Consider the following 20,287-nt stretch of genomic DNA (forward strand, 5'->3'; position numbering starts at 1 on the left):
CCACGGCGACAAAGTGACCGCGATCCCGGAAGGCTTCGTGACCGTTGCCAGCACCGAGACCTGCCCATTCGCCATTATGGCGCACGAAGAAAAACGCTTCTACGGCGTGCAGTTCCACCCGGAAGTGACCCATACCCGTCAGGGCCAGCGTCTGCTGGAGCGTTTTGTTCTGGAGATCTGCGGCTGCGAATCACTGTGGACACCGGCAAAAATCATCGAAGATGCCGTTTTCCGCATCCGCGAGCAGGAGGGTAACGACAAAGATATCCTCGGCCTGTCCGGCGGCGTTGACTCCTCCGTCACCGCAATGCTGCTGCACCGCGCCATTGGTAAAAACCTGACCTGCGTCTTCGTGGATAACGGCCTGCTGCGCCTGAACGAAGCCGATCAGGTGATGGATATGTTCGGCGACCGTTTCGGCCTGAACATCGTGCACGTCGAAGCCGAAGAGCGCTTCCTGAGCGCGCTGAAGGGCGAAAACGATCCGGAAGCGAAGCGTAAAATCATTGGACGCGTCTTTGTGGAAGTCTTCGACGAAGAAGCGCTGAAGCTGGAAGACGTGAAGTGGCTGGCGCAGGGGACTATCTACCCTGATGTGATCGAATCCGCGGCATCCGCGACCGGTAAAGCACACGTCATCAAATCTCACCACAACGTGGGCGGCCTGCCGAAAGAGATGAAGATGGGTCTGGTGGAGCCGCTGCGTGAGCTGTTCAAAGACGAAGTGCGTAAAATTGGTCTGGAGCTGGGCCTGCCGTACGACATGCTGTACCGTCACCCGTTCCCGGGCCCGGGTCTCGGCGTGCGCGTGCTGGGCGAAGTGAAGAAAGAGTACTGCGACCTGCTGCGTCGCGCGGACGCTATCTTCATTGAAGAGCTGCACAAAGCTGACCTGTACAACAAAGTCAGCCAGGCGTTCACCGTATTCCTGCCGGTCCGTTCTGTGGGCGTAATGGGCGATGGCCGTAAGTACGACTGGGTTGTTTCCCTGCGTGCTGTGGAAACCATCGACTTTATGACCGCGCACTGGGCGCACCTGCCGTATGACTTCTTAGGCCGCGTGTCTAACCGTATCATCAACGAAGTGAACGGTATTTCCCGCGTGGTGTATGACATCAGCGGTAAGCCGCCAGCGACGATTGAGTGGGAATGATTTTGCGTCTGGTAAGTCTCTGAGCGTAAAAGTATATACCTCCTTCTAAGTCCGCGTAACAGCGGACTTTTTTTTTGCTCGGTATTTTGTTGTATAGGGCGTGGAAGTTAGTTTTTTATTACATATAGCATTAAACAGGGCACAACGGGGGGAAGGTGACCCATACAGGATAATCTCTATGGGATACTGAATTCCTCATCAACCAGGAGGTCAGTATGACTACACCGAAAAACCCCTATAAAGGCTTGTACACTGCCGGTAACAATCATTATCACGGCGTTAAATCAATCGCTGAGTTTGGGGCGCTCGCTCACGCAAATGCCTTGGCCAATGTGTTGATTCAGGAAGGAAAAGTATCCACGGAGGAGGAGGCCCTCTCTTTATCCAACTTCGAAGTTCAGCGGCTAAAGTGGAATAATGATGGTTTTCAGGGCAACCGCAAGGCACGAGATAAACTACGTGCTGATAAAGCCCCCCGTGTGCAGAAGTCCGATATTAACCCTTTAGCGGAAAAATAATCGGTTCGGCAAAGATTAGTTATTTCATTCAGGCGGTTATTGCGTACGAACGTTGCGCGATAGCTGCCTGTGATATGCATGACAGAGGGGATATTATGAGAAAGCTATTCGAATATGAAACTAAACGCATTTTACCGCGTATTGAGGCGATTTTATCCGTGGAGAAGGAGCGTAAGGGTGAACTAAGATCGTGGATTCGACATCACAAGTTTAATGATGATTTGGCGCGTTTCTCTGATATTTCTAACTCTGCGACGCTTAAGCTTAACTCCCAGTGGACAAAGGCAATTTTAGCCGCGTTACCTGATACATTTTGGTCCGTGAGCCAGGAAGGAATGGTGCAGCTTGATAAAACTGGCTCTGCCGCGTCTCTGCGTTTGCTGTCTATTATGTGGGAGGGCGCTGAAGAGGATAAATCGATTTTGCACCAGAAGGTGCGTAAAGATGTGATGCAGGAATTGTTCAATAATATTCCACTGCCAGATCGTCGAGCATATAAGGAAATGCTGAGCTGGGTTGATGGACCAGAGGGAGAGGCTGGTCACTTTTCTGGAGAAACTCGATTTGGTCTGATGTTGTATCATCTGGAACTTTTGATGGATTCGATGGTTGCGGAGCAGGATAAATTGTGGCGGAAGGAAGTGTTGCTGGATGATGCTCAAACCACCCCCGTAGCGATGCGAGAAAAATTCTCTGCTATTGCGGTAAGGCAGATGAGTTACTTTATTGACCGTTGCTGCGCATATGGAAATAACAATCTCACTACTCCGGACAGCTTACTTGCTTTACTGTCGGCACATATGTCGTGTAACAAAGCTGTGCTGGAGTACGCCGCGATGAACAATCGAGGGGTGGAGGCGCGGGAAATGACGGTCAACTTTTTACGCGTGTTAAACCAGTATGGTATTCAGGAAGTGCCTATAGAATTTGGGCCGTTAAATCCAACTGAGTGTGAACATGCTATCTCCACGATAATGCAGACTTGGTTTGGCTACCGAGGCAAATTAATTCAGAGTGGGACTGAGTTTGCCAAGCATATGACAAACTCAGATATTCAGACCATTGTAGATCTGAGCCGTGAGCTGCAAGAGGTATACATTGTGTCGCGGGGTTCTATTCCCATGACACCAAAGGAACAAGCTCAACAAATTCATGGTGGGTCGCAGAATCGATTTATTTTTGCATTGGTATTGGCTGCGGCCTTTTATAGCAAAATTCGCACCGATAGGGAGTTCTCAGTCGGGAAGAATGCATCTTATGCCATTTTTCCTGACCGGCAATCGATTAAACGTGGCGATTCATTGAGTATTCATGCCAGGGATGTGCTACTCAAAGCGTATGGTCTGGTTTTCTTTGGCAATCGTGATTGGGATTTGCTAGCTGAAGGTATTGAGCAGTACGCCGGAGGTACTGAAATTCGCCGTTTGCACAATCAGGCGATTCTGTTATATGCCGTAAAGGGACGCACAACAAAAGAATTAATGGGCCTTTATGAATGCCTGACGCAATTACAAAATGAACCTGCTTTAGTTTTTACGCGCATCGGCATGAAGTCTACATAATGCTCGTTTTGAGCCGCGTTTCTTTTTTGTGTTACTTGGGCTGGGTTAGCAGCGGTGTCGTATAAATATTAGACTCGGCTCCGCCCCCGGCACATCGTCAATTTCCCTGAACAGCTTCAACCCACACTTCAGCAGCACCTTTTGCGACGCCAGATGATTCTTGCGCACGATCCCGACGATCTCTTCGAGCCTTAACGTTGTAAAGGCATAATCCACCGCCGCCAGGGCAAATTCCGTCGCTAACCCTTTTCCCCACGCTTCGGGAGCAAAGCGGTAGCCCAGGTTATTCACCGTCCCGAAGGGATATTCGACGATGCGCAGCCCGCCAAAACCGATGATCCGCTCGGGCGTCTCCCGCAGGCTGAACGCCCAGTTGCCGAAGCCGTGAGCATCGCGATGTGCAAGCCACCCGGCCAGAATGCGGCGAGAGTGTTCGATATTCGGGTGCGGGCCCGCCGGGTTAAAGGTGTTGGTCGCCGGATCGCCGTAGATGCGGTACAACGCGTCGAGATCGCTAGCCGCCGCTGGACGGAGGCTCAAGCGTTCAGTTTGCAGGTGCATGGGGGTTATCCTTGTCGTGAAGCGTGTTGATCGTTGTTTTTGGTTATGCGAGCAGTCTGGCATAGCGCAATGGTCACCGCCAGCCCAGCGGCGATCACGGCGAGAGCAGCGGATACGGTAAGACTTCCCTGCATACCCAGCATCTGATTTAGCCAGGCGTAGGCAAACGGTGAGGCGGCGGCCAGCAGTTGGGCGGGGATCAGCAATATGCCAGTGCGGCGGGCATAGTCTTCAGCGGCGAACAGTTGAAGTGGCAGGGTGGCCTTGAATACCGTGGTCAAACCGTTGATTGCGCCGTATCCGAGGACAAATCCTCCGGCCGCCCAGCCAATATGTGTGCTGCTGATGCCCAATGCAAAGCACAGCGGTATGAAAAAGACCGTGAGCAGCGTCAGTCTGATGGGCGTTAACACTGAGCCGGAGGCGACTTCAAGAAAGCGCGCGCCGGTCTGCCCGACGCCCCACAGAATACCCACGACGATGGGGAGGCCGTGGGCAGCGATAAACTCCGGCAGATGCGTTGAGGTACCATTAGAGATAAAGGTCACGATGGCAATCAGTGCAGCGTAAAGCCAGCCAATATGCCCGTCGCGGGAGAGGGGGGCGTTGGGGCAGCGTGGGCTCACTGGCGGCAGTTTTTGGTTGGGCATTGGGATGAGAATCAGGGCGCTAAGAAAACCGAGCAGGCTGTACACCAGCAGCGCGTGTCGCCAGTCGGTTATCGTGAGTAATGCACTACCCAGCGGCCAGAATAGCGCGGAGGCTAGCCCGCCGGCTAAGGTGACGCGGGAAATGGTCGGTCTGGCTCTCTGGCCGTAGAGGTTCACCAGCGCGGCAAACAGGCCATCGTACAGCGCCAACCGCATGCCGATGCCGGTCAGTATCCAGGCACAGTACCAGCCCGGCAAGGTGTGTATGAGCGACATCAGGAGGCAGCCTGCGGCAATCAGCATGGTGCCGCCTATCACCACACGCTGGCCGCCAAAATGTGCCAGCAGGCGAGCGACACATGGTGAAAGTAGCGCCATGACCAGCATGGCTAGCGTCAGGCCGAAATAGATATGCGTCGCTGCCCAGCCGGTATCTTGCGTAATCGCGCAGGCCAAAGTGCCAGGCATATAAAACGAGATCCCCCAGTTAATCAGCTGGTTGCCTCCAGCGGCAAGGGTAACAGAAAGGGGGGCGGGAGGTGTTTTCATCATATTCTCGTCAGTTATGCAGTTGCTGGCAGCATAACGCTCACGCTATTGTGCTGGCAGAGCCCTTCGTTTATGACCCTGATAAGAGAAACTTTGCATGACAACCCTGAATCTGGGATATCTGGCAACCTTCCGCCTGGTGATACAGCGCGGCAGCTTTTCGGCGGCGGCTGACGCGCTGGGTCTCTCTCAGCCAGCGGTGAGTCTTCAGGTGCGCCAGCTTGAACAGTTCTTACAGGCAAGGTTGATTGAGCGTACCGGGCGCGGTGTAAAGGCGACGGCGGCAGGAATGGCGTTGTTGCTGCACGGCGAGCGGATTGAACAGGCAGTGAATGAAGCCGTGCAGTCGGTAAACGAATGCAGCGAGCAGGTGAGCGGCGAGATTTCGTTGGGCACCGGGGCTACGGCGTGCATTCATCTGTTGCCGCCTATCCTGCAGGAACTACGTGAGCGTTATCCGCTGCTGACGGTAGGAGTCACCACTGGCAATACGCCGGATATCGTGCGGGCGCTAGAAGAGAATCGGCTCGATTTGGGGCTGGTCACCTTACCCGCTAGCGGGCGTAGTCTGGAAGTCATGGCGGTTCAACGAGAAGAATTTGTGCTAATTATCGCCGCGACGCAACAGGCACCAGCGGTCACACCTGCTGTTTTACAGAATCTACCGCTTATTGCGTTCGAGCAAGGAAGCGGCACGCGTAGTCTGATTGACGGCTGGTTCCAGCGCGCTGGCGTAGACGTTCGGCCGGTGATGCAACTGGGCAGTATTGAAGCGATAAAGCGCATGGTGGCTGCCGGGCTGGGTTACAGTATTATTCCGCGTATGGCGGTTGAGGCGCCCCGAGATCGTGAAGGGCTGCACGTCAGTTCGCTGGCGCCACTTTTGCACCGCCAACTGGCGGTGGTGATGCGCCAGGATAAGATCCTCAGTAAAGGGATTGCTGAGTTAGTGAAGCTGTTGCAAAGGGCACCCTCGTGCCCTCGGGATTAATCCACCAGCTGAAGCTGTGGATGCGCAGCGGCCGTTACGTTCTCAACGCGAATATCCATCTGCGGATAGGGCAGGTCGATATGATTGGCGTCCAGCGCCTCTTTGATGTTTTCCAGCATATCGTAATAGGTGTCCCAGTAATCTGCGTTGCGTACCCACACCCGCACGTAAAAGTTCAGCGATGAGGCGGCCAGCTCGCCGAGACGGACGGTGACGCCGCGTTTACGGTCGATTCGAGCGTCCTGTTCAATCAGCTGATTAATCACGCGCTTCACGTCGGCAATGCGGCTCTGGTAGCCTACGCCAATCACCAGGTCGATACGACGGAACGGATGGCGCGAGTAGTTGATGATATTGTCGGCGATGATTTTGCCGTTGGGGATCACCACCTCTTTGCTATCGCCCGTCAGCAGCGTGGTGGAGAAAATATGGACCTTTTCTACCGTGCCGGTCATGGCGCCAATCTGTACCACTTCTCCGGCGCGGAAGGGGCGCAAGGAAACCAGCAGCACGCCCGCGGCAAAGTTAGAGAGCGACCCCTGAAGCGCCAGGCCTACCGCCAGGCCCGCAGCGCCGATGACCGCGATGATGGACGAGGTTTCAATCCCGACACGACCCAGTGCGGCCACGACAAAAAACGCGAGCGTGATGTAGCGTACCATCGCGGTGAAAAACTGGACGATGGTAATATCAACCTTACGCTTGAGCAGTAGCTTTTCCAGCCCGCGAGAGAGCAGGCGGGAGATTGCTTTACCGACGAACAGCAGAATAATGGCCGCAACCAGATTCCAGCCAAATTGAATAACCGCATCGCTGTGGCCAGCCATCCATTCGAACGCATTTTTTATTTTCGGAAATAAGGTAAAGCTGGTCATCGTGAACCCTGTCTATTTAAAAGAATGACGAAAAAATCAAATAAAGATATATAAAATATCTATATATTTGCGATTTATATCTCTAAGGAGGTATGCATTAGCGATTATTTGAGCGCTTATTGCCTTTTTTCCGCTCATTTATCAAGAGCGTAAAAAAACAGCGCGAATGGTGCGGCGATGCGAAAAGAAAATTTTGTGTATTCGTGCGGGAAGCGATTTTTTGCGCATTGACGGCAGGCGATGCGCTGTAGTGCAGATCCCTTAGCGGATGGTTAAACGGCGACTTAGCCATTCGCTAAGGAATCTTACGGGCGATTAACGTTCGTCGGTTTGCGCGGGGGGAGTCTGTTGCGACAGGCTGCTCTGCTGGGATTCTTTTTTGTCCTGGTGGTGATGCCACGCACCGATAGAGGAGTAGACGAAGCGTCCGAAGAAGAAGAGGAAACTGATAAGCAGTACGATCCGGGTCATTCGACTGTTAAATCGGTGTCGTTTTCGTAGGCTGGTAACCTGGCTCACAAAGGGGTCCTTTAGCAATACCCATAGACGGGCGATTTATACATTAAGGCACAGAGTGGCGCACGGGTCAATTGACGGGAATGTAAAAAACCGTCAGATAAAACATTAATTAATGTTATATAAGATATTATTCGTATTCACAAATATAATTTGGGAATTGAACAAATGGCAAAGAAAAGGAAATTATTAATTTTATGTACGCGGTTTCTTGACTCACATCAAACTTCATTCGTAACCAATAACTAAAATTCTCGCCATACCCGCGGGTTGCCTTCTTCTGCGGACTCCTAAGCCAGGTTGGATGCCTGTCTGAAAATACCCAGCAGGATTTGGGGTATCTATAGAGCATCTATGAACTTCTGTAAAATATATAAGCAATATCGCGATTGCTGGTGGGGTCTCCCGCTGATATTGCCGCTTCTGATATTGCCAATAATTAAATTTGCTAATACGTACACCTATGTGGACGGCGGCAAGACCTACCTTTATTATCTGCCGCTGCCGTTTCTGCTGTGTATGATGCTGTTTTTCGGCTGGAAAGCGCTGCCGGGCATGATTATCGGTATCAACTGCTACCTGACGCGCGATCTGTACATGGTAGAAGAAATTGGGCTGATGCTGCAGTTTCTCATTCCTACGCTGGTGGCGTGGGCCGGCTACCAGTATTTCAACGGTGGGCGGAAGATGGTGTCGCACGGCGACACGCGGCTTATGGCGCATAGGCTGTTCTGGCAGATGTTTATCCCGGCAACGCTGTTTATGTTCCTGCTCCAGTTTACGCTGTATATCGGGGTGTACCCGAGCCTCAGCGAAGCGCAGTGGACCTCGCCGCTGACCCAGCGCAACTTGATTAACTATCAGTCGCTGCTAATGGGCTACCTGACCGGGGTGCCGATGTGCTATCTGCTGATCAGGTTAATCCGCAACCCCTACTATATTCGCAGCTTTATCTCCCAGGTGCACCGCGACTTTGACCCCAAGGTTAAATGGTATGAAATGGTGGTGTGGATTGCGGTGGTGCTGGGGATTTTCTCCATGCTGATGAGCCCGCTGAACAACGCCAGCACCATTTTTAGCACTAACTACACCATTTCATTGCTGCTGCCGGTGATGCTGTGGGGGGCGATGCGCTTCGGCTACCGTTTTATCTCGGTGGTCTGGACGCTGCTGCTGATCGTGGCCATTCATTACCACTATCACTACGTGCCGCGCACCGCAGGCTACAGCGTACAGCTGGCGATTACCTCCTCCAGCTTCCTGGTGTTCTCATTTATCATCGCCTATATGGCGATGCTCTCCAGCCGCCAGCGGGCCATTCACGAGCGGGTGAGGCGTATGGCCTTTATCGACCCGGTGGTGAATTTGCCGAACATGCGCGCCCTGAGTCGGGCGATTAACAAAGCGCCGTGGTCGGTACTGTGCTTCCTGCGTATGCCGGATCTGGAAATGTTAACGCGCCATTACGGCATCATGCTGCGTATTAACTACAAGCAGAATCTGGCGGAGTACCTTAACGAGGTGCTGCGTCCCGGAGAAGGCGTGTATCAGCTAACCGGCAGCGATCTGGCGGTGATGCTGCACACCGAGTCCTACAAAGAGCGCATTGACGATCTCTATGCGCGCCTGAAAATGTTCCGCTACAGCTGGAACGGTATGCCGCTACAGCCGCAGATTGGCCTGAGCTACTGCTACATTCAGTCGCCAATATCGCATCTCTCGCTGATGCTGGGCGAGCTGAATACGGTCGCTGAACTGTCGCTGGTGACCGATCGTCCGGAAAACCTTGAGCGCAGAGGCGCGCAGCATCTCCAGCAGGAGCTGAAAGACAAAATCGCGATGATGGTCCGCGTTCAACAGGCGCTGGAAAACGATCGCTTCCGCCTGATGGCCCAGCCAATCGTCGGTATCCGCGGTGATGATTATCACGAAGTGCTGCTGCGCATGCTGGGCGATGATGATGAGCTGATCTCGCCGACGCTGTTCCTGCCGGTGGCCCATGAGTTTGGTATGGCCTCGCGTATCGACCTGTGGGTGCTGGAAAATACCCTGCGCTTTATGGCACGCCGCCGGGCGACTCACCCCGGTATGCGCCTGGCGCTGAACCTCGCGCCGTCAACGGCCAGCGGCCTGGGCTTTGCTCGTCAGGTGGCGCAGCTGTTGGAAGAGCACGGCATTGAGGCGTGGCAGCTGGTGTTTGAAATCACCGAAAGCCATTCGCTGGTTAACGTGGAGCAGGCGCGCCGCACCCTGCACGAGCTTCAGGATCTGGGCTGTCGGGTGGCCATCGATGACTTTGGTACCGGCTATGCCAGCTATGCGCGGCTTAAGCACATCAGCGCCGATATCCTCAGATTGACGGTAGCTTTATTCGTAATATTGCTACCAGCAGTATGGACTACCAGATAGTGGCGTCGATTTGCCATCTGGCGCGGATGAAGAAAATGCAGGTGGTGGCGGAGTACGTGGAGAACGAAGAGATTCGCCAGGCGGCGATTGCGCTGGGGATTGATTACCTGCAGGGGTACGGCATTGGTAAGCCAGCTCCCCTTGAGGAGCTGGCGGCGGCAGAGTACGAAAGCCGTGAATCAGGCCGCGACAACCTCGTCGGGGGCACGCTCCTCGGTGATTTTTAACAACCAGCCGGTGACGCTCTCCCAGTACTCCTGCTCTTTTTCCAGATCGAGCAGCACCAGCGCGTTCTGGGTAAACCAGTCGTGCGGGAAGCAGAGCGTCCAGTGGTTGGCTTCGGTCGTGAGCTTCAGCGTCGGTGGCGTCGTCGTCGCCTGACGCTGGTTGTTCAGCAGCACGCCCAGGCGCAGCAGCTGGATCATCGGCAGGAACTGCTTCTTCTTAAACAGCGTAAAGCGCGGCAGCTCGTCGAGCTTAATGGCCTTACGGTGGAAACGCACCAGGGTTGCCATCAGGTACTGCTGCTCCTGGTTGAAGCCGGGCAGATCGCTGTTTTGCAGAATGTAGGCCGAATGGCGATGCATACCGCTGTGGTTAATATTCAGCCCCACTTCGTGCAGCATCGACGCCCACTTCAGCAGCGCGTTCAGCTGCGGGTTGCCCAGCTTCGGGTTCTGCTCCAGCCACTGATCGTACATTTGCATCGTGGTTTCGAGTACGCGCTGGGCCTGCTCGCGGTCGATGTTGTACTGGTTCGCCAGGCTTTGCGCGGTGCGGCTACGCACGTCCTGATGACGGAAGCGGCCTTCCATCTCATACAGCACGCCTTCGCGCAGCGCGCCGTCCGACAGGCGCAGCTCTTTGATTGCCAGCGCGTCGAACACGCCGCAGAGAATCGCCAGCCCCGGTACAAACACGCCTTTACGCTCTTCGGAAAGGCCCGGCAGGCTCAGGCTACTGAAGTTTTTATACTTCAGCACTTCTTCCACCAGCTTTTCCAGGCGTTCCGGCGTGATAAAGCCGTCTTTCTCGCCCATCTCAAGCAGCACTTCATGCGCCGCCTTAATGGTACCGGAGGCGCCCATCGCCACGCTCCAGCCCTGAATGCGGAACTGCCATGCCAGGGTTTCCAGCTTCTGCACCGCCGCCATGCGGGCGCGCTGGAAGTTCTCGCGGTTGATGGTGCCGGCCAGGAAGAACTGCTGGCCGAAGCTCACGCAGCCCATGCGGCGGCTTTCCACCAGCTTGGGCTCGAAGTCTTCGCCAATCACCAGCTCCGTTGAGCCACCACCGATGTCGATGACCAGCTTACGGCCTTTCTCCGGCTGGGTATGCTCCACGCCCATGAAAATCAGACGGGCTTCTTCGTTCCCGGAGATGATTTCAATCGGGTAGGGGATCACTTTTTCCGCGCGCTTGAGGAACTCGGTCGCGTTGGTCGCCTGACGTAACGAGTGCGTGCCCACGATACAGACGCTGGAAGGGGAGAAGCCCTGTAGTCGCTCGGCGAATAGCGACAGGCAGCTCAGCCCGCGTTCCATGGCCTCTTCGCTCAGCATGTTGTTCTCATCCAGACCGTCGGCCAGATGAACGCGCTGCTTCAGGCGGCCGATGATCTGCATTGCGCCGTCGACGACGCGCGCAATGACCATGTGAAAACTGTTCGAACCAAGATCAACCGCCGCAAATTCCTGCGGCCGGGGTGCTTTGCTTTTTATTGGCATAGGTTAGTCAGGTTGTTCAAGTGATTTGATGTAATCGTAGATCGCCTGCTGCGAGCGGACCTTACGGCGGTTGCCGCGCGGAACATAGCGATTACTCAGTTCTTTATCAATAAAGCGGGCTTTCACCGTGTCGCTGAACAGGATCTCGATAATATCGAGAATGCGCTGTTTAAGACGCGGGTCGAGCAGCGGCGTCGCCACTTCAATACGGTAGTCGATGTTGCGGGTCATCCAGTCCGCGGAGGAGAGGTAAACGCGTTTGTCGCCGCCGTTCTCGAAAATATAGATCCTGTCGTGCTCAAGGAAACGGTCCACGATGCTAATGACGCGAATATTGTCGCTGATTCCTTCTAATTCCGGGATCAGCGAGCACATCCCGCGGATCAGCAGGTTCACCTGCACGCCGGAGCTGGAGGCCGCATACAGGCGATCGACCAGCCCTTTGTCCACCAGGTTGTTGAGCTTGAGGGTGATCCCCGCCGCGATGCCGTTCTGGGCGTTGGCGATTTCGCGGTCGATCATTTCGTACAGCAGGCGGCGCGAGTTCTGCGGTGAGACCAGCAGGTAGTCGAAGCTCACCGGGCGATACGGGTTCTCGATAAAGTTAAACACCCGGCGCACTTCGTTGGTGATGCGCGCGTCGGCGGTCAGCAGCGAGTAGTCGGTGTAAATACGCGCGGTTTTCTCGTTAAAGTTACCGGTGCCGATGTGGGCGTAGCGCACCACGTCATCGCCTTCTTTACGCGAGATGAGGAACAGCTTGGCGTGAATTTTTAGCCCCGGCGCGGAGAAAATCACGTGCACGCCCGCCTCGGTAAGGCGCTTCGCCCAGTGAATGTTGGCCTCTTCGTCGAAACGCGCCTGCAGCTCGACCACCACCGTCACTTTTTTGCCGTTGTGCGCCGCGTGGATCATGGCATCGATAATGCGCGAGTCTTTCGCCACGCGGTAGATGTTGATTTTGATCGCCAGCACGCTTGGGTCGAACGACGCCTGGCGCAGCAGCTCCAGCACGTGTTCAAAGGTGTGGTACGGATAGTAGAGCAGCACGTCGCGTTCGCGGATGGCGTCGAAGCCGTTGCGGAACTTATCGAACCACAGATGGCGAAGGCGCGGCAGCGGTTTATTGACCAGGTTGGCCTTCCCGACGTTCGGGAAGCCGATAAAGTCTTTGAAGTTGTGGTAGCGTCCGCCCGGCACAATCGAATCATAGCGGGAGATGGTCAGCTTTTTACGCAGCATTTCCACCATCGCGTCCGGCATGTCGCGCTGATAGACAAAGCGCACCGGCTCGGCGGTCAGACGCTGCTTGAGGCTGGAAGACATCAGCTCCATCAGGCTCGACTCCATTTCGTGCACCAGATCGTACTCGGCGTCACGGGTCATCTTCATGGAGTAGGCGTTGAGCGCGTCGTAGTCGAAGAAGCCTTTGAAGATATCGTCCAGGCAGTAGCGCAGAATGTTATCCAGCAGGATCATTGGCTTACGGCGGCGCGGCGTTTCCGGCGGCAGGTTGACGAAACGCGGCACTTTATCGGAAGGGATTTCCAGCAGCGCGTAGTTGATCTCATCGCCACGGATAATTTCAACCGCCAGATAGGTGTAATCGTCCTTAAGGAACTGCACCAGATCGGTTTCGCGGTTCAGCAGAATGGGCGTAATGTGCTGGCGCAGATGCTGTTTAAAGTAATGACGCAGCCAGCCCTGCTGGTTGACCGACAGCTGGCGTTCGTTAATCAGGAAGATTTGGTTGCGCGCCATCTCCAGCAGCAGCTCGTTGTACAGACCATCAAACTCCTGATCGGCCTTCAGCACCCGAGCCTGGATTTTACTCAACAGGTGGCGGGAATGTGTGGTCACGCCCTGTTCTTCGCTGATGATGATGCGACGCTTCAGCTCCGCAAAGCGGACCTTATAAAATTCGTCGAGGTTGTTGGAGTAGATCCCCAGAAAACGCATGCGCTCAATCAGCGGGTTACTTTTATCTGCCGCTTCCTGAAGGACGCGCTCGTTGAAGGACAACCAGCTCAGTTCTTTTTCGATGTACAGTTTTTCCTGACCCATTACTACTCACACTCCGGTTAATTCACGGGACGCGGCAAAGTCGTCTCACTGTTTATATTGCTAGCTTTGCCGGGTTATGTCCAACTGTGTCATCTTAGTATGACAGTTATCCTGGTTTGCATAAAAAAGAGGGCCTTAAAGGCCCTCTTTTTAAGGTCGCCGGCGAACGATGTTACGCCGGGCTGCATGATTTACTCTTCTGCGGCATAACCCGCAGGCGGCAGCGGAATGTCGTCGAGCCAGGCGTGGTTATCCTGCATCTTCAGGCGGCCATCAAGGAACCAGCCTACCACCAGCGGATAAATCGCGTGCTCCTGCGCCTGCACCCGCGCGGTGATATCGTCTTCATCATCGCCGTCAAACACCGGCACTCTGGCCTGCAAAATGACCGGCCCGCCGTCCAGCTCCTCGGTGACGAAGTGCACCGACGTGCCGTGCTCGGCGTCGCCGTTTTCCAGCGCCTGGCGGTGCGTATTGAGGCCCGGATACTTCGGCAGCAGGGAAGGGTGGATATTGAGCAGCTTCCCCTGATAGTGCTGAACGAATTCGGCGCTGAGGATACGCATATAGCCGGCCAGCACCACGACGTCGGGCGCGTAGGCGTCAATCTCGTGCATCAGCTCGCGATCGAATGCTTCACGGCTGGCGAACTGGCTGGCAGACAGCGCGTGCGGGGGGATACCCGCCGCGCGGGCGCGTTCAAGGCCGAACGCGTCGGCCTTATTGCTGAATACCGCCCGGATGGTGCCGTGGATCCTTTTCTGCTCGCAGGCATCAATAATGGCCTGTAAGTTGCTGCCGTTGCCGGAAATCAGCACCACGATGTTTTTCATTTACTCGATGACCACACGCTGTTCGGAATCAGTGGCTTTGATATAGCCGATTTTCCACGCGTTTTCACCTTTTTCGTTCATCAGGGCAATCGCTTTGTCCGCCTGGTCCGCCGCCAGCGCGATAACCATGCCAACGCCGCAGTTAAAGGTGCGGTACATTTCGTGACGGCTGACGTTACCGGCATCCTGCATCCAGTTGAACACCGCCGGCCACTGCCAGGAGGATTCATCAATCACCGCCTGAGTGTTGTCCGGCAGGACGCGCGGGATGTTTTCCCAGAAGCCGCCGCCGGTCAGGTGGGCAATTGCGTGCACGTCTACGTTGGCAATCAGCTCAAGAATTGATTTAACGTAGATGCGGGTCGGCGCCAGCAGGTGGTCGGCCAGGGTTTTGCCTTCCAGCATCGTGGTGTCCGGGTTGCAGCCGCTGACCTCAACAATTTTGCGCACCAGCGAGTAGCCGTTGGAGTGCGGGCCGCTGGAGCCCAGCGCGATCAGCACGTCGCCGTCGGCCACCTTGCTGCCGTCGATGATTTCGGATTTTTCGACCACGCCGACGCAGAAACCGGCCACGTCGTAGTCTTCGCCGTGGTACATGCCCGGCATTTCAGCGGTTTCCCCGCCGACCAGCGCGCAGCCCGATTGCAGACAGCCTTCGGCGATGCCGTTGATCACGCTTGCCGCGGTGTCGACGTCCAGCTTACCGGTGGCGTAGTAGTCGAGGAAGAACAGCGGCTCGGCGCCCTGAACCACCAGGTCGTTCACGCACATGGCCACCAGGTCGATGCCGATGGTGTCATGGCGTTTTAAATCCATCGCTAAACGCAATTTCGTGCCAACGCCATCAGTGCCGGACACCAGCACCGGTTCACGATATTTTTGCGGCAGCGCACACAGGGCGCCGAAACCGCCTAATCCACCCATCACTTCCGGACGGCGCGTTTTCTTCACCACCCCTTTGATACGGTCAACCAGAGCGTTTCCTGCGTCAATATCAACACCGGCATCTTTGTAGCTGAGAGAGGTTTTGTCGGTCACTGCAAGTCTCCACGCAATTGCGATAGCAAGAAAAATCGGCGCAATTCTATCAGCCAAGGCAAACGTTTGCGAGCCTATTCTGCACCCAATTTTTTGCTCGTAGATTTTCCCGCGTTTCCATCAATAAATTGGTCAAATATGATACTGCTCACGAAAATGAACGCGGGTATTCCCTTGTCCTTGCATCCTTCTGAATGAATCCACATCATGTCACTGAAACCGGTTTCTGTTTTATTTCGTCGCGTCCGGTAGCAGATCTAAATACGGCCAGAAGGGATTGAAAGGAATGAAAATTGCTGCCTTTGATATTGGGGGAACGGCGTTAAAAATGGGCGTCGTTACCGACAGCGGCGAGCTGTTGGAAAAATGGAAACAGCCAATCAGCAACAGCGACGGCGATCAAATCCTCGCGGCGATGGAAGGCTGGATGAACGACCACCCGGAGTGTGAAGGTGTGGCCATCAGCGCGCCGGGCTACGTTAACCCGCATACCGGCTATATAGAAATGGGCGGCGCTATCCGCCGCTTTGACAACTTTGCCATCAAAGATTGGCTGGAAGAGCGTTCCGGGCAGCCCGTCGCCATTGAGAACGATGCCAACTGCGTGCTGCTGGCCGAGCGCTGGAAGGGCAAAGGCGCGGACCTGTCCGATTTCCTGGTGCTGACCATCGGTACCGGCATCGGCGGCGCGATTTTCTGCAATAACCAACTGGTGCACGGCGCGCGCTTTCGCGCCGGTGAGTTTGGCTATATGCAAACCGAAAAGCCAGGTTCCCGCGATGTGCGCCGTTACTCGATGAATGAAAACAGCACCCTGCGCGTGCTGCGCTATCGCTATGCGCAGCATTTGGGTAAAGCACTGGAAGAGGTCACCGGCGAAGAGATATTTGACCGTTTTGACGCGGGCGACGCCGTTTGCCAGCGGCTGGTGGCCGAGTTTTTCAACGGCTTGGGCACCGGGCTCTACAACCTGGTGAATCTGTTTGATCCGCAGACCATTCTCATCGGCGGCGGCATCGTCGAGCGCCCGGGTTTTCTGGCGCTGATGCGCGAGCACCTGGCCTGGTTTGGCATTGCCGACTACATCGATACCGTCAGCCACGGCAACGACGCCGGGCTGATCGGCGCGGTTTACCATTTCAATCAGCACTATTCGCAGCGACAACTTACTGATTAACGAGGGAAAGATATGTCTGGATTTAAAACGGGGTTTCTCTGGGGCGGCGCGGTAGCGGCACATCAACTGGAAGGTGGCTGGAAAGAAGGCGGTAAGGGCGTGAGCGTGGCGGATGTGATGACCGCTGGCGCGCACGGCGTACCGCGTGAAATCACCGACGGCGTCCTGCCGGGGAAAAACTACCCTAACCACGAAGCCATCGACTTTTACCATCGCTATAAAGACGATCTGAAGTTGTTCGCTGAGATGGGCTATAAATGCTTCCGTACCTCTATTGCCTGGACGCGTATTTTCCCTAACGGCGACGAGCTGACGCCGAACGAAGCCGGGCTGCAATTCTATGACGATCTGTTTGATGAGTGCCTGAAGCTCGGCATCGAACCGGTGATCACCCTGTCGCACTTCGAGATGCCGTACCATCTGGTCACCGAATACGGCGGCTGGCGCAACCGTAAGCTGATTGAGTTCTTCGTGCGTTTCGCCGAAGTGGTATTTACCCGTTACCAGCACAAAGTGAAGTACTGGATGACGTTCAATGAAATCAACAACCAGGCCAACTTCCACGAAGATTTTGCGCCGTTTACCAACTCTGGCCTGAAGTACCTGCCGGGTGAAGATCGTGAGCCGGTGATGTATCAGGCGGCGCACTACGAGCTGGTGGCCAGCGCCCTGGCGGTGAAGGCGGCCCGTGAGATTAACCCGGCGCTGCAGGTCGGCTGTATGATCGCCATGTGCCCGATTTACCCGCTAACCTGCGCGCCGAACGATATGATGATGGCCATGAACGCCATGCATCGCCGCTACTGGTTCACCGACGTGCACGTGCGCGGCAAATATCCGCAGCACCTGCTGAACTACTTCGAGCGTCGCGGTTTTGAACTCGATATCACCGAGGAAGACCGTCAGGCGCTGACCCAGGGCTGCGTCGACTATATCGGCTTCAGCTACTATATGTCGTTCGCCACCAAAGCGACCGACGATAACCCGCAGCTTGATTACGACGAAACCACCAGCCTGGTCTCTAACCCGTACGTGCAGAAATCGGACTGGGGCTGGCAGATTGACCCGGTAGGCCTGCGCTACTCGCTGAACTGGTTCTACGACCACTATCAGCTGCCGCTGTTTATCGTTGAAAACGGCTTTGGCGCTATCGACGTGATGGAGAGCGACGGCACGGTGAACGACCAGTACCGCATTGACTACCTCTCCGCGCACATCGCCGAAATGAAAAAGGCGGTGGTGGAGGACGGCGTCTATCTGATGGGCTACACCCCGTGGGGCTGTATCGACCTGGTTTCCGCCGGCACCGGCGAGATGAAAAAGCGCTACGGCTTTATCTATGTCGATAAGGACAACGAAGGCAACGGTACGCTGGCGCGCAGCCGCAAAAAATCTTTTGCCTGGTATCAAAAGGTGATTGCGACCAACGGAAGCGAGCTTTAACTCGCTGAATAGACGAAATAAAACCCCGCGAGTCGGGGTTTATTTTTATCCTGTCTTATACTGACTGGTGCTCCATTCGCCGCTTTGCTTGATCCTGGTCAATCATCATAGGTATGGCGCAGTCGAAAAAAAGCGGTATAATCCCGCGATTTTTTTTGTGGCTGCCCTATTCAAAGGAGAAAGAGAATGAAGATTGTGGAAGTTAAACACCCACTCGTCAAACACAAGCTGGGCCTGATGCGTGAGAACGACATTAGCACCAAACGCTTCCGTGAACTCGCCTCCGAAGTCGGTAGCCTGCTGACTTATGAAGCCACCGCCGGTCTGGAAACGGAAAAAGTGACTATCGAAGGCTGGAACGGCCCGGTAGAAATCGACCAGATCAAAGGTAAGAAAATTACCGTTGTGCCGATCCTGCGCGCAGGCCTGGGCATGATGGACGGCGTGCTGGAAAACGTCCCAAGCGCGCGTATCAGCGTGGTCGGTATGTACCGCGACGAAGAGACGCTGGAGCCGGTACCGTACTTCCAGAAGCTGGTTTCCAACATCGATGAGCGTATGGCGCTGATCGTTGACCCGATGCTCGCCACCGGCGGTTCCGTGATCGCCACCATCGACCTGCTGAAAAAAGCGGGCTGCACCAGCATTAAGGTACTGGTGCTGGTTGCCGCGCCGGAAGGCATCGCGGCGCTGGAAAAGGCGCATCCGGATATTGAGCTGTACACCGCTTCTATCGATCAGGGCCTGAACGAGCAGGGATACATCATCCCGGGCCTCGGCGATGCCGGCGATAAGATTTTTGGTACGAAGTAAACGAAAAAATAAAAAGAGCCGACTTTGATAGTCGGCTTTTTTTTGAATAAAAAAACCTGACTAATAACACAGAGGAAAAACACAATGACGCGCCGCGCAATTGGGGTAAGTGAGAGACCACCACTTTTACAGACCATCCCGCTAAGTTTGCAGCATTTATTCGCCATGTTTGGCGCAACCGTGCTGGTGCCCGTGCTGTTCCACATTAACCCGGCGACCGTGCTGCTGTTCAACGGCATCGGGACCCTGCTGTATCTGTTCATCTGTAAAGGGAAAATCCCGGCCTATCTCGGTTCGAGCTTTGCCTTTATCTCGCCGGTTCTGCTGCTGCTGCCGTTAGGCTACGAAGTGGCGCTGGGCGGCTTTATTATGTGCGGCGTGCTGTTCTGCCTGGTCTCCTTCATCGTCAAGAAAGCGGGTACCGGCTGGCTGGACGTGATGTTCCCACCGGCGGCAATGGGCGCAATTGTTGCGGTCATCGGCCTGGAGCTGGCGGGCGTGGCGGCCAACATGGCGGGGCTGCTGCCGCCGGACGGTCAGTCTGCGGACACCAAAACCATCATTATTTCCCTGGTCACGCTGGGCGTCACCGTGTTCGGCTCGGTGCTGTTCCGCGGCTTCCTGGCGATTATCCCGATTCTGATCGGCGTGCTGGTGGGCTACGCGCTCTCCTTCGTGATGGGCGTAGTCGATACCACGCCGATTGCCCAGGCGCACTGGTTCGCGCTGCCAACCTTCTACACCCCGCGCTTTGAGTGGTTTGCCATCTTCACCATTCTGCCTGCGGCGCTGGTAGTGATTGCCGAGCACGTGGGCCACCTGGTGGTCACGGCGAACATCGTGAAGAAAGACCTGATCCGCGACCCGGGCCTGCATCGCTCGATGTTTGCCAACGGTTTGTCGACGGTGATTTCCGGTTTCTTCGGCTCCACCCCGAACACCACCTACGGTGAAAACATTGGCGTGATGGCGATTACCCGCGTCTACAGCACCTGGGTTATCGGCGGGGCGGCGATTATTGCGATTCTGCTCTCCTGCGTCGGCAAGCTGGCGGCCGCCATCCAGATTATCCCGCTGCCGGTGATGGGCGGCGTGTCTCTGCTGCTGTACGGGGTCATCGGCGCGTCCGGTATTCGCGTGCTGATCGAATCAAAAGTGGATTACAGCAAAGCGCAGAACCTGATCCTGACCTCCGTTATCCTGATCATCGGCGTCAGCGGCGCGAAGGTGCACATCGGCGCGGCCGAGCTGAAAGGCATGGCGCTGGCGACCATCGTCGGGATCTGCCTGAGCCTGATCTTCAAACTCATCAGCGTACTGCGCCCGGAAGAAGTGGTGCTGGACGCCGCGGACAGCGACGACGCGAAGTCGTGATCCGTAAGCCGGGCGGGATCGCCGCCCGGTTCTC

15 protein-coding genes and 2 pseudogenes are annotated in these 20,287 nt (G+C 55.3%); 9 read left to right on the forward strand and 8 right to left on the reverse strand.

Annotated elements, in window-relative coordinates; translation table 11 throughout:
* From guaA to ACK5JN_RS10865, 3 genes are all read left to right on the forward strand, one after another.
* Positions 1 to 1,153: glutamine-hydrolyzing GMP synthase (gene guaA, locus ACK5JN_RS10855; RefSeq protein WP_416870191.1), on the forward strand; the 1,153-nt coding region annotated here is incomplete at its 5' end.
* A 215-nt stretch (positions 1,154 to 1,368) separates the two neighbouring features.
* Positions 1,369 to 1,671: a hypothetical protein gene (locus ACK5JN_RS10860; RefSeq protein WP_416870192.1), complete on the forward strand. Its 303-nt coding sequence runs from the start codon at positions 1,369 to 1,371 to the stop codon at positions 1,669 to 1,671.
* Between the two features lie 95 nt (positions 1,672 to 1,766).
* Positions 1,767 to 3,233, forward strand: coding sequence for a hypothetical protein (locus ACK5JN_RS10865; RefSeq protein ID WP_416870193.1), 1,467 nt, complete (start codon positions 1,767 to 1,769; stop codon positions 3,231 to 3,233).
* Between the two features lie 45 nt (positions 3,234 to 3,278).
* Here ACK5JN_RS10865 and ACK5JN_RS10870 read toward each other — a convergent pair whose 3' ends face one another.
* Positions 3,279 to 3,794 carry a GNAT family N-acetyltransferase gene (locus tag ACK5JN_RS10870; RefSeq protein ID WP_416870194.1) on the reverse strand — a complete coding sequence of 172 codons (516 nt, stop codon included), beginning with the start codon at positions 3,792 to 3,794 and terminating at the stop codon, positions 3,279 to 3,281.
* Between the two features lie 5 nt (positions 3,795 to 3,799).
* Positions 3,800 to 4,993: an MFS transporter gene (locus tag ACK5JN_RS10875; RefSeq protein WP_416870244.1), complete on the reverse strand. Its 1,194-nt coding sequence runs from the start codon at positions 4,991 to 4,993 to the stop codon at positions 3,800 to 3,802.
* Positions 4,994 to 5,065: 72 nt separating this feature from the next.
* Between ACK5JN_RS10875 and ACK5JN_RS10880 the strand changes: the two are divergent.
* Positions 5,066 to 5,984, forward strand: a pseudogene (locus ACK5JN_RS10880) (LysR family transcriptional regulator).
* Here ACK5JN_RS10880 and mscS read toward each other — a convergent pair.
* Together mscS and ACK5JN_RS10890 are read right to left on the reverse strand one after the other, a co-directional pair.
* Positions 5,981 to 6,859, reverse strand: a complete 879-nt coding sequence (gene mscS / locus ACK5JN_RS10885) for a small-conductance mechanosensitive channel MscS (protein WP_416870195.1) — start codon at positions 6,857 to 6,859, stop codon at positions 5,981 to 5,983. The pseudogene ACK5JN_RS10880 and the gene mscS sit on opposite strands and share 4 nt — an antisense overlap.
* A gap of 315 nt (positions 6,860 to 7,174) precedes the next feature.
* Entirely contained in the window at positions 7,175 to 7,378 is a 204-nt protein-coding gene (locus tag ACK5JN_RS10890) for a YfgG family protein (protein WP_416870196.1), read from the reverse strand.
* 351 nt (positions 7,379 to 7,729) lie between these two features.
* Between ACK5JN_RS10890 and ACK5JN_RS10895 the strand changes: the two are divergent.
* Positions 7,730 to 10,011, forward strand: a pseudogene (locus ACK5JN_RS10895) (EAL domain-containing protein).
* On the opposite strand, the gene ppx reads toward ACK5JN_RS10895, so the two are convergent.
* The 4 genes from ppx to purM form a co-directional block, all read right to left on the reverse strand.
* Positions 9,964 to 11,511 carry an exopolyphosphatase gene (gene ppx / locus ACK5JN_RS10900; protein WP_416870197.1) on the reverse strand — a complete coding sequence of 516 codons (1,548 nt, stop codon included), beginning with the start codon at positions 11,509 to 11,511 and terminating at the stop codon, positions 9,964 to 9,966. The pseudogene ACK5JN_RS10895 and the gene ppx sit on opposite strands and share 48 nt — an antisense overlap.
* Before the next feature lie 3 nt (positions 11,512 to 11,514).
* On the reverse strand, positions 11,515 to 13,575 hold the full coding sequence (gene ppk1, locus ACK5JN_RS10905) for a polyphosphate kinase 1 (protein WP_416870198.1): 2,061 nt from the start codon (positions 13,573 to 13,575) through the stop codon (positions 11,515 to 11,517).
* A gap of 191 nt (positions 13,576 to 13,766) precedes the next feature.
* The gene (gene purN, locus ACK5JN_RS10910) at positions 13,767 to 14,408 is read right to left on the reverse strand and encodes a phosphoribosylglycinamide formyltransferase (protein WP_416870199.1); all 642 of its coding nucleotides are present in this window, start codon (positions 14,406 to 14,408) and stop codon (positions 13,767 to 13,769) included.
* A complete protein-coding gene (purM, locus tag ACK5JN_RS10915) occupies positions 14,409 to 15,446 on the reverse strand; it encodes a phosphoribosylformylglycinamidine cyclo-ligase (protein WP_065355898.1) in 1,038 nt (345 codons plus the stop codon).
* 286 nt (positions 15,447 to 15,732) lie between these two features.
* Between purM and bglK the strand changes: the two genes are divergently transcribed.
* From bglK to uraA, 4 genes are all read left to right on the forward strand, one after another.
* Positions 15,733 to 16,623 (forward strand): beta-glucoside kinase BglK, encoded by an 891-nt coding sequence (bglK, locus tag ACK5JN_RS10920; protein ID WP_416870200.1) that lies wholly within the window; start codon positions 15,733 to 15,735, stop codon positions 16,621 to 16,623.
* Positions 16,624 to 16,635: 12 nt separating this feature from the next.
* Positions 16,636 to 18,066 carry a 6-phospho-beta-glucosidase gene (locus tag ACK5JN_RS10925; RefSeq protein ID WP_416870201.1) on the forward strand — a complete coding sequence of 477 codons (1,431 nt, stop codon included), beginning with the start codon at positions 16,636 to 16,638 and terminating at the stop codon, positions 18,064 to 18,066.
* A 186-nt stretch (positions 18,067 to 18,252) separates the two neighbouring features.
* Positions 18,253 to 18,879 carry a uracil phosphoribosyltransferase gene (gene upp, locus ACK5JN_RS10930; RefSeq protein WP_416870202.1) on the forward strand — a complete coding sequence of 209 codons (627 nt, stop codon included), beginning with the start codon at positions 18,253 to 18,255 and terminating at the stop codon, positions 18,877 to 18,879.
* Positions 18,880 to 18,963: 84 nt separating this feature from the next.
* Positions 18,964 to 20,253 carry a uracil permease gene (gene uraA, locus ACK5JN_RS10935; protein ID WP_416870203.1) on the forward strand — a complete coding sequence of 430 codons (1,290 nt, stop codon included), beginning with the start codon at positions 18,964 to 18,966 and terminating at the stop codon, positions 20,251 to 20,253.
* The last annotated feature ends 34 nt before the right edge of the window (positions 20,254 to 20,287 follow it).

This window comes from Kluyvera sp. (assembly GCF_047971185.1).
Taxonomy (GTDB): Bacteria; Pseudomonadota; Gammaproteobacteria; order Enterobacterales; family Enterobacteriaceae; genus Kluyvera.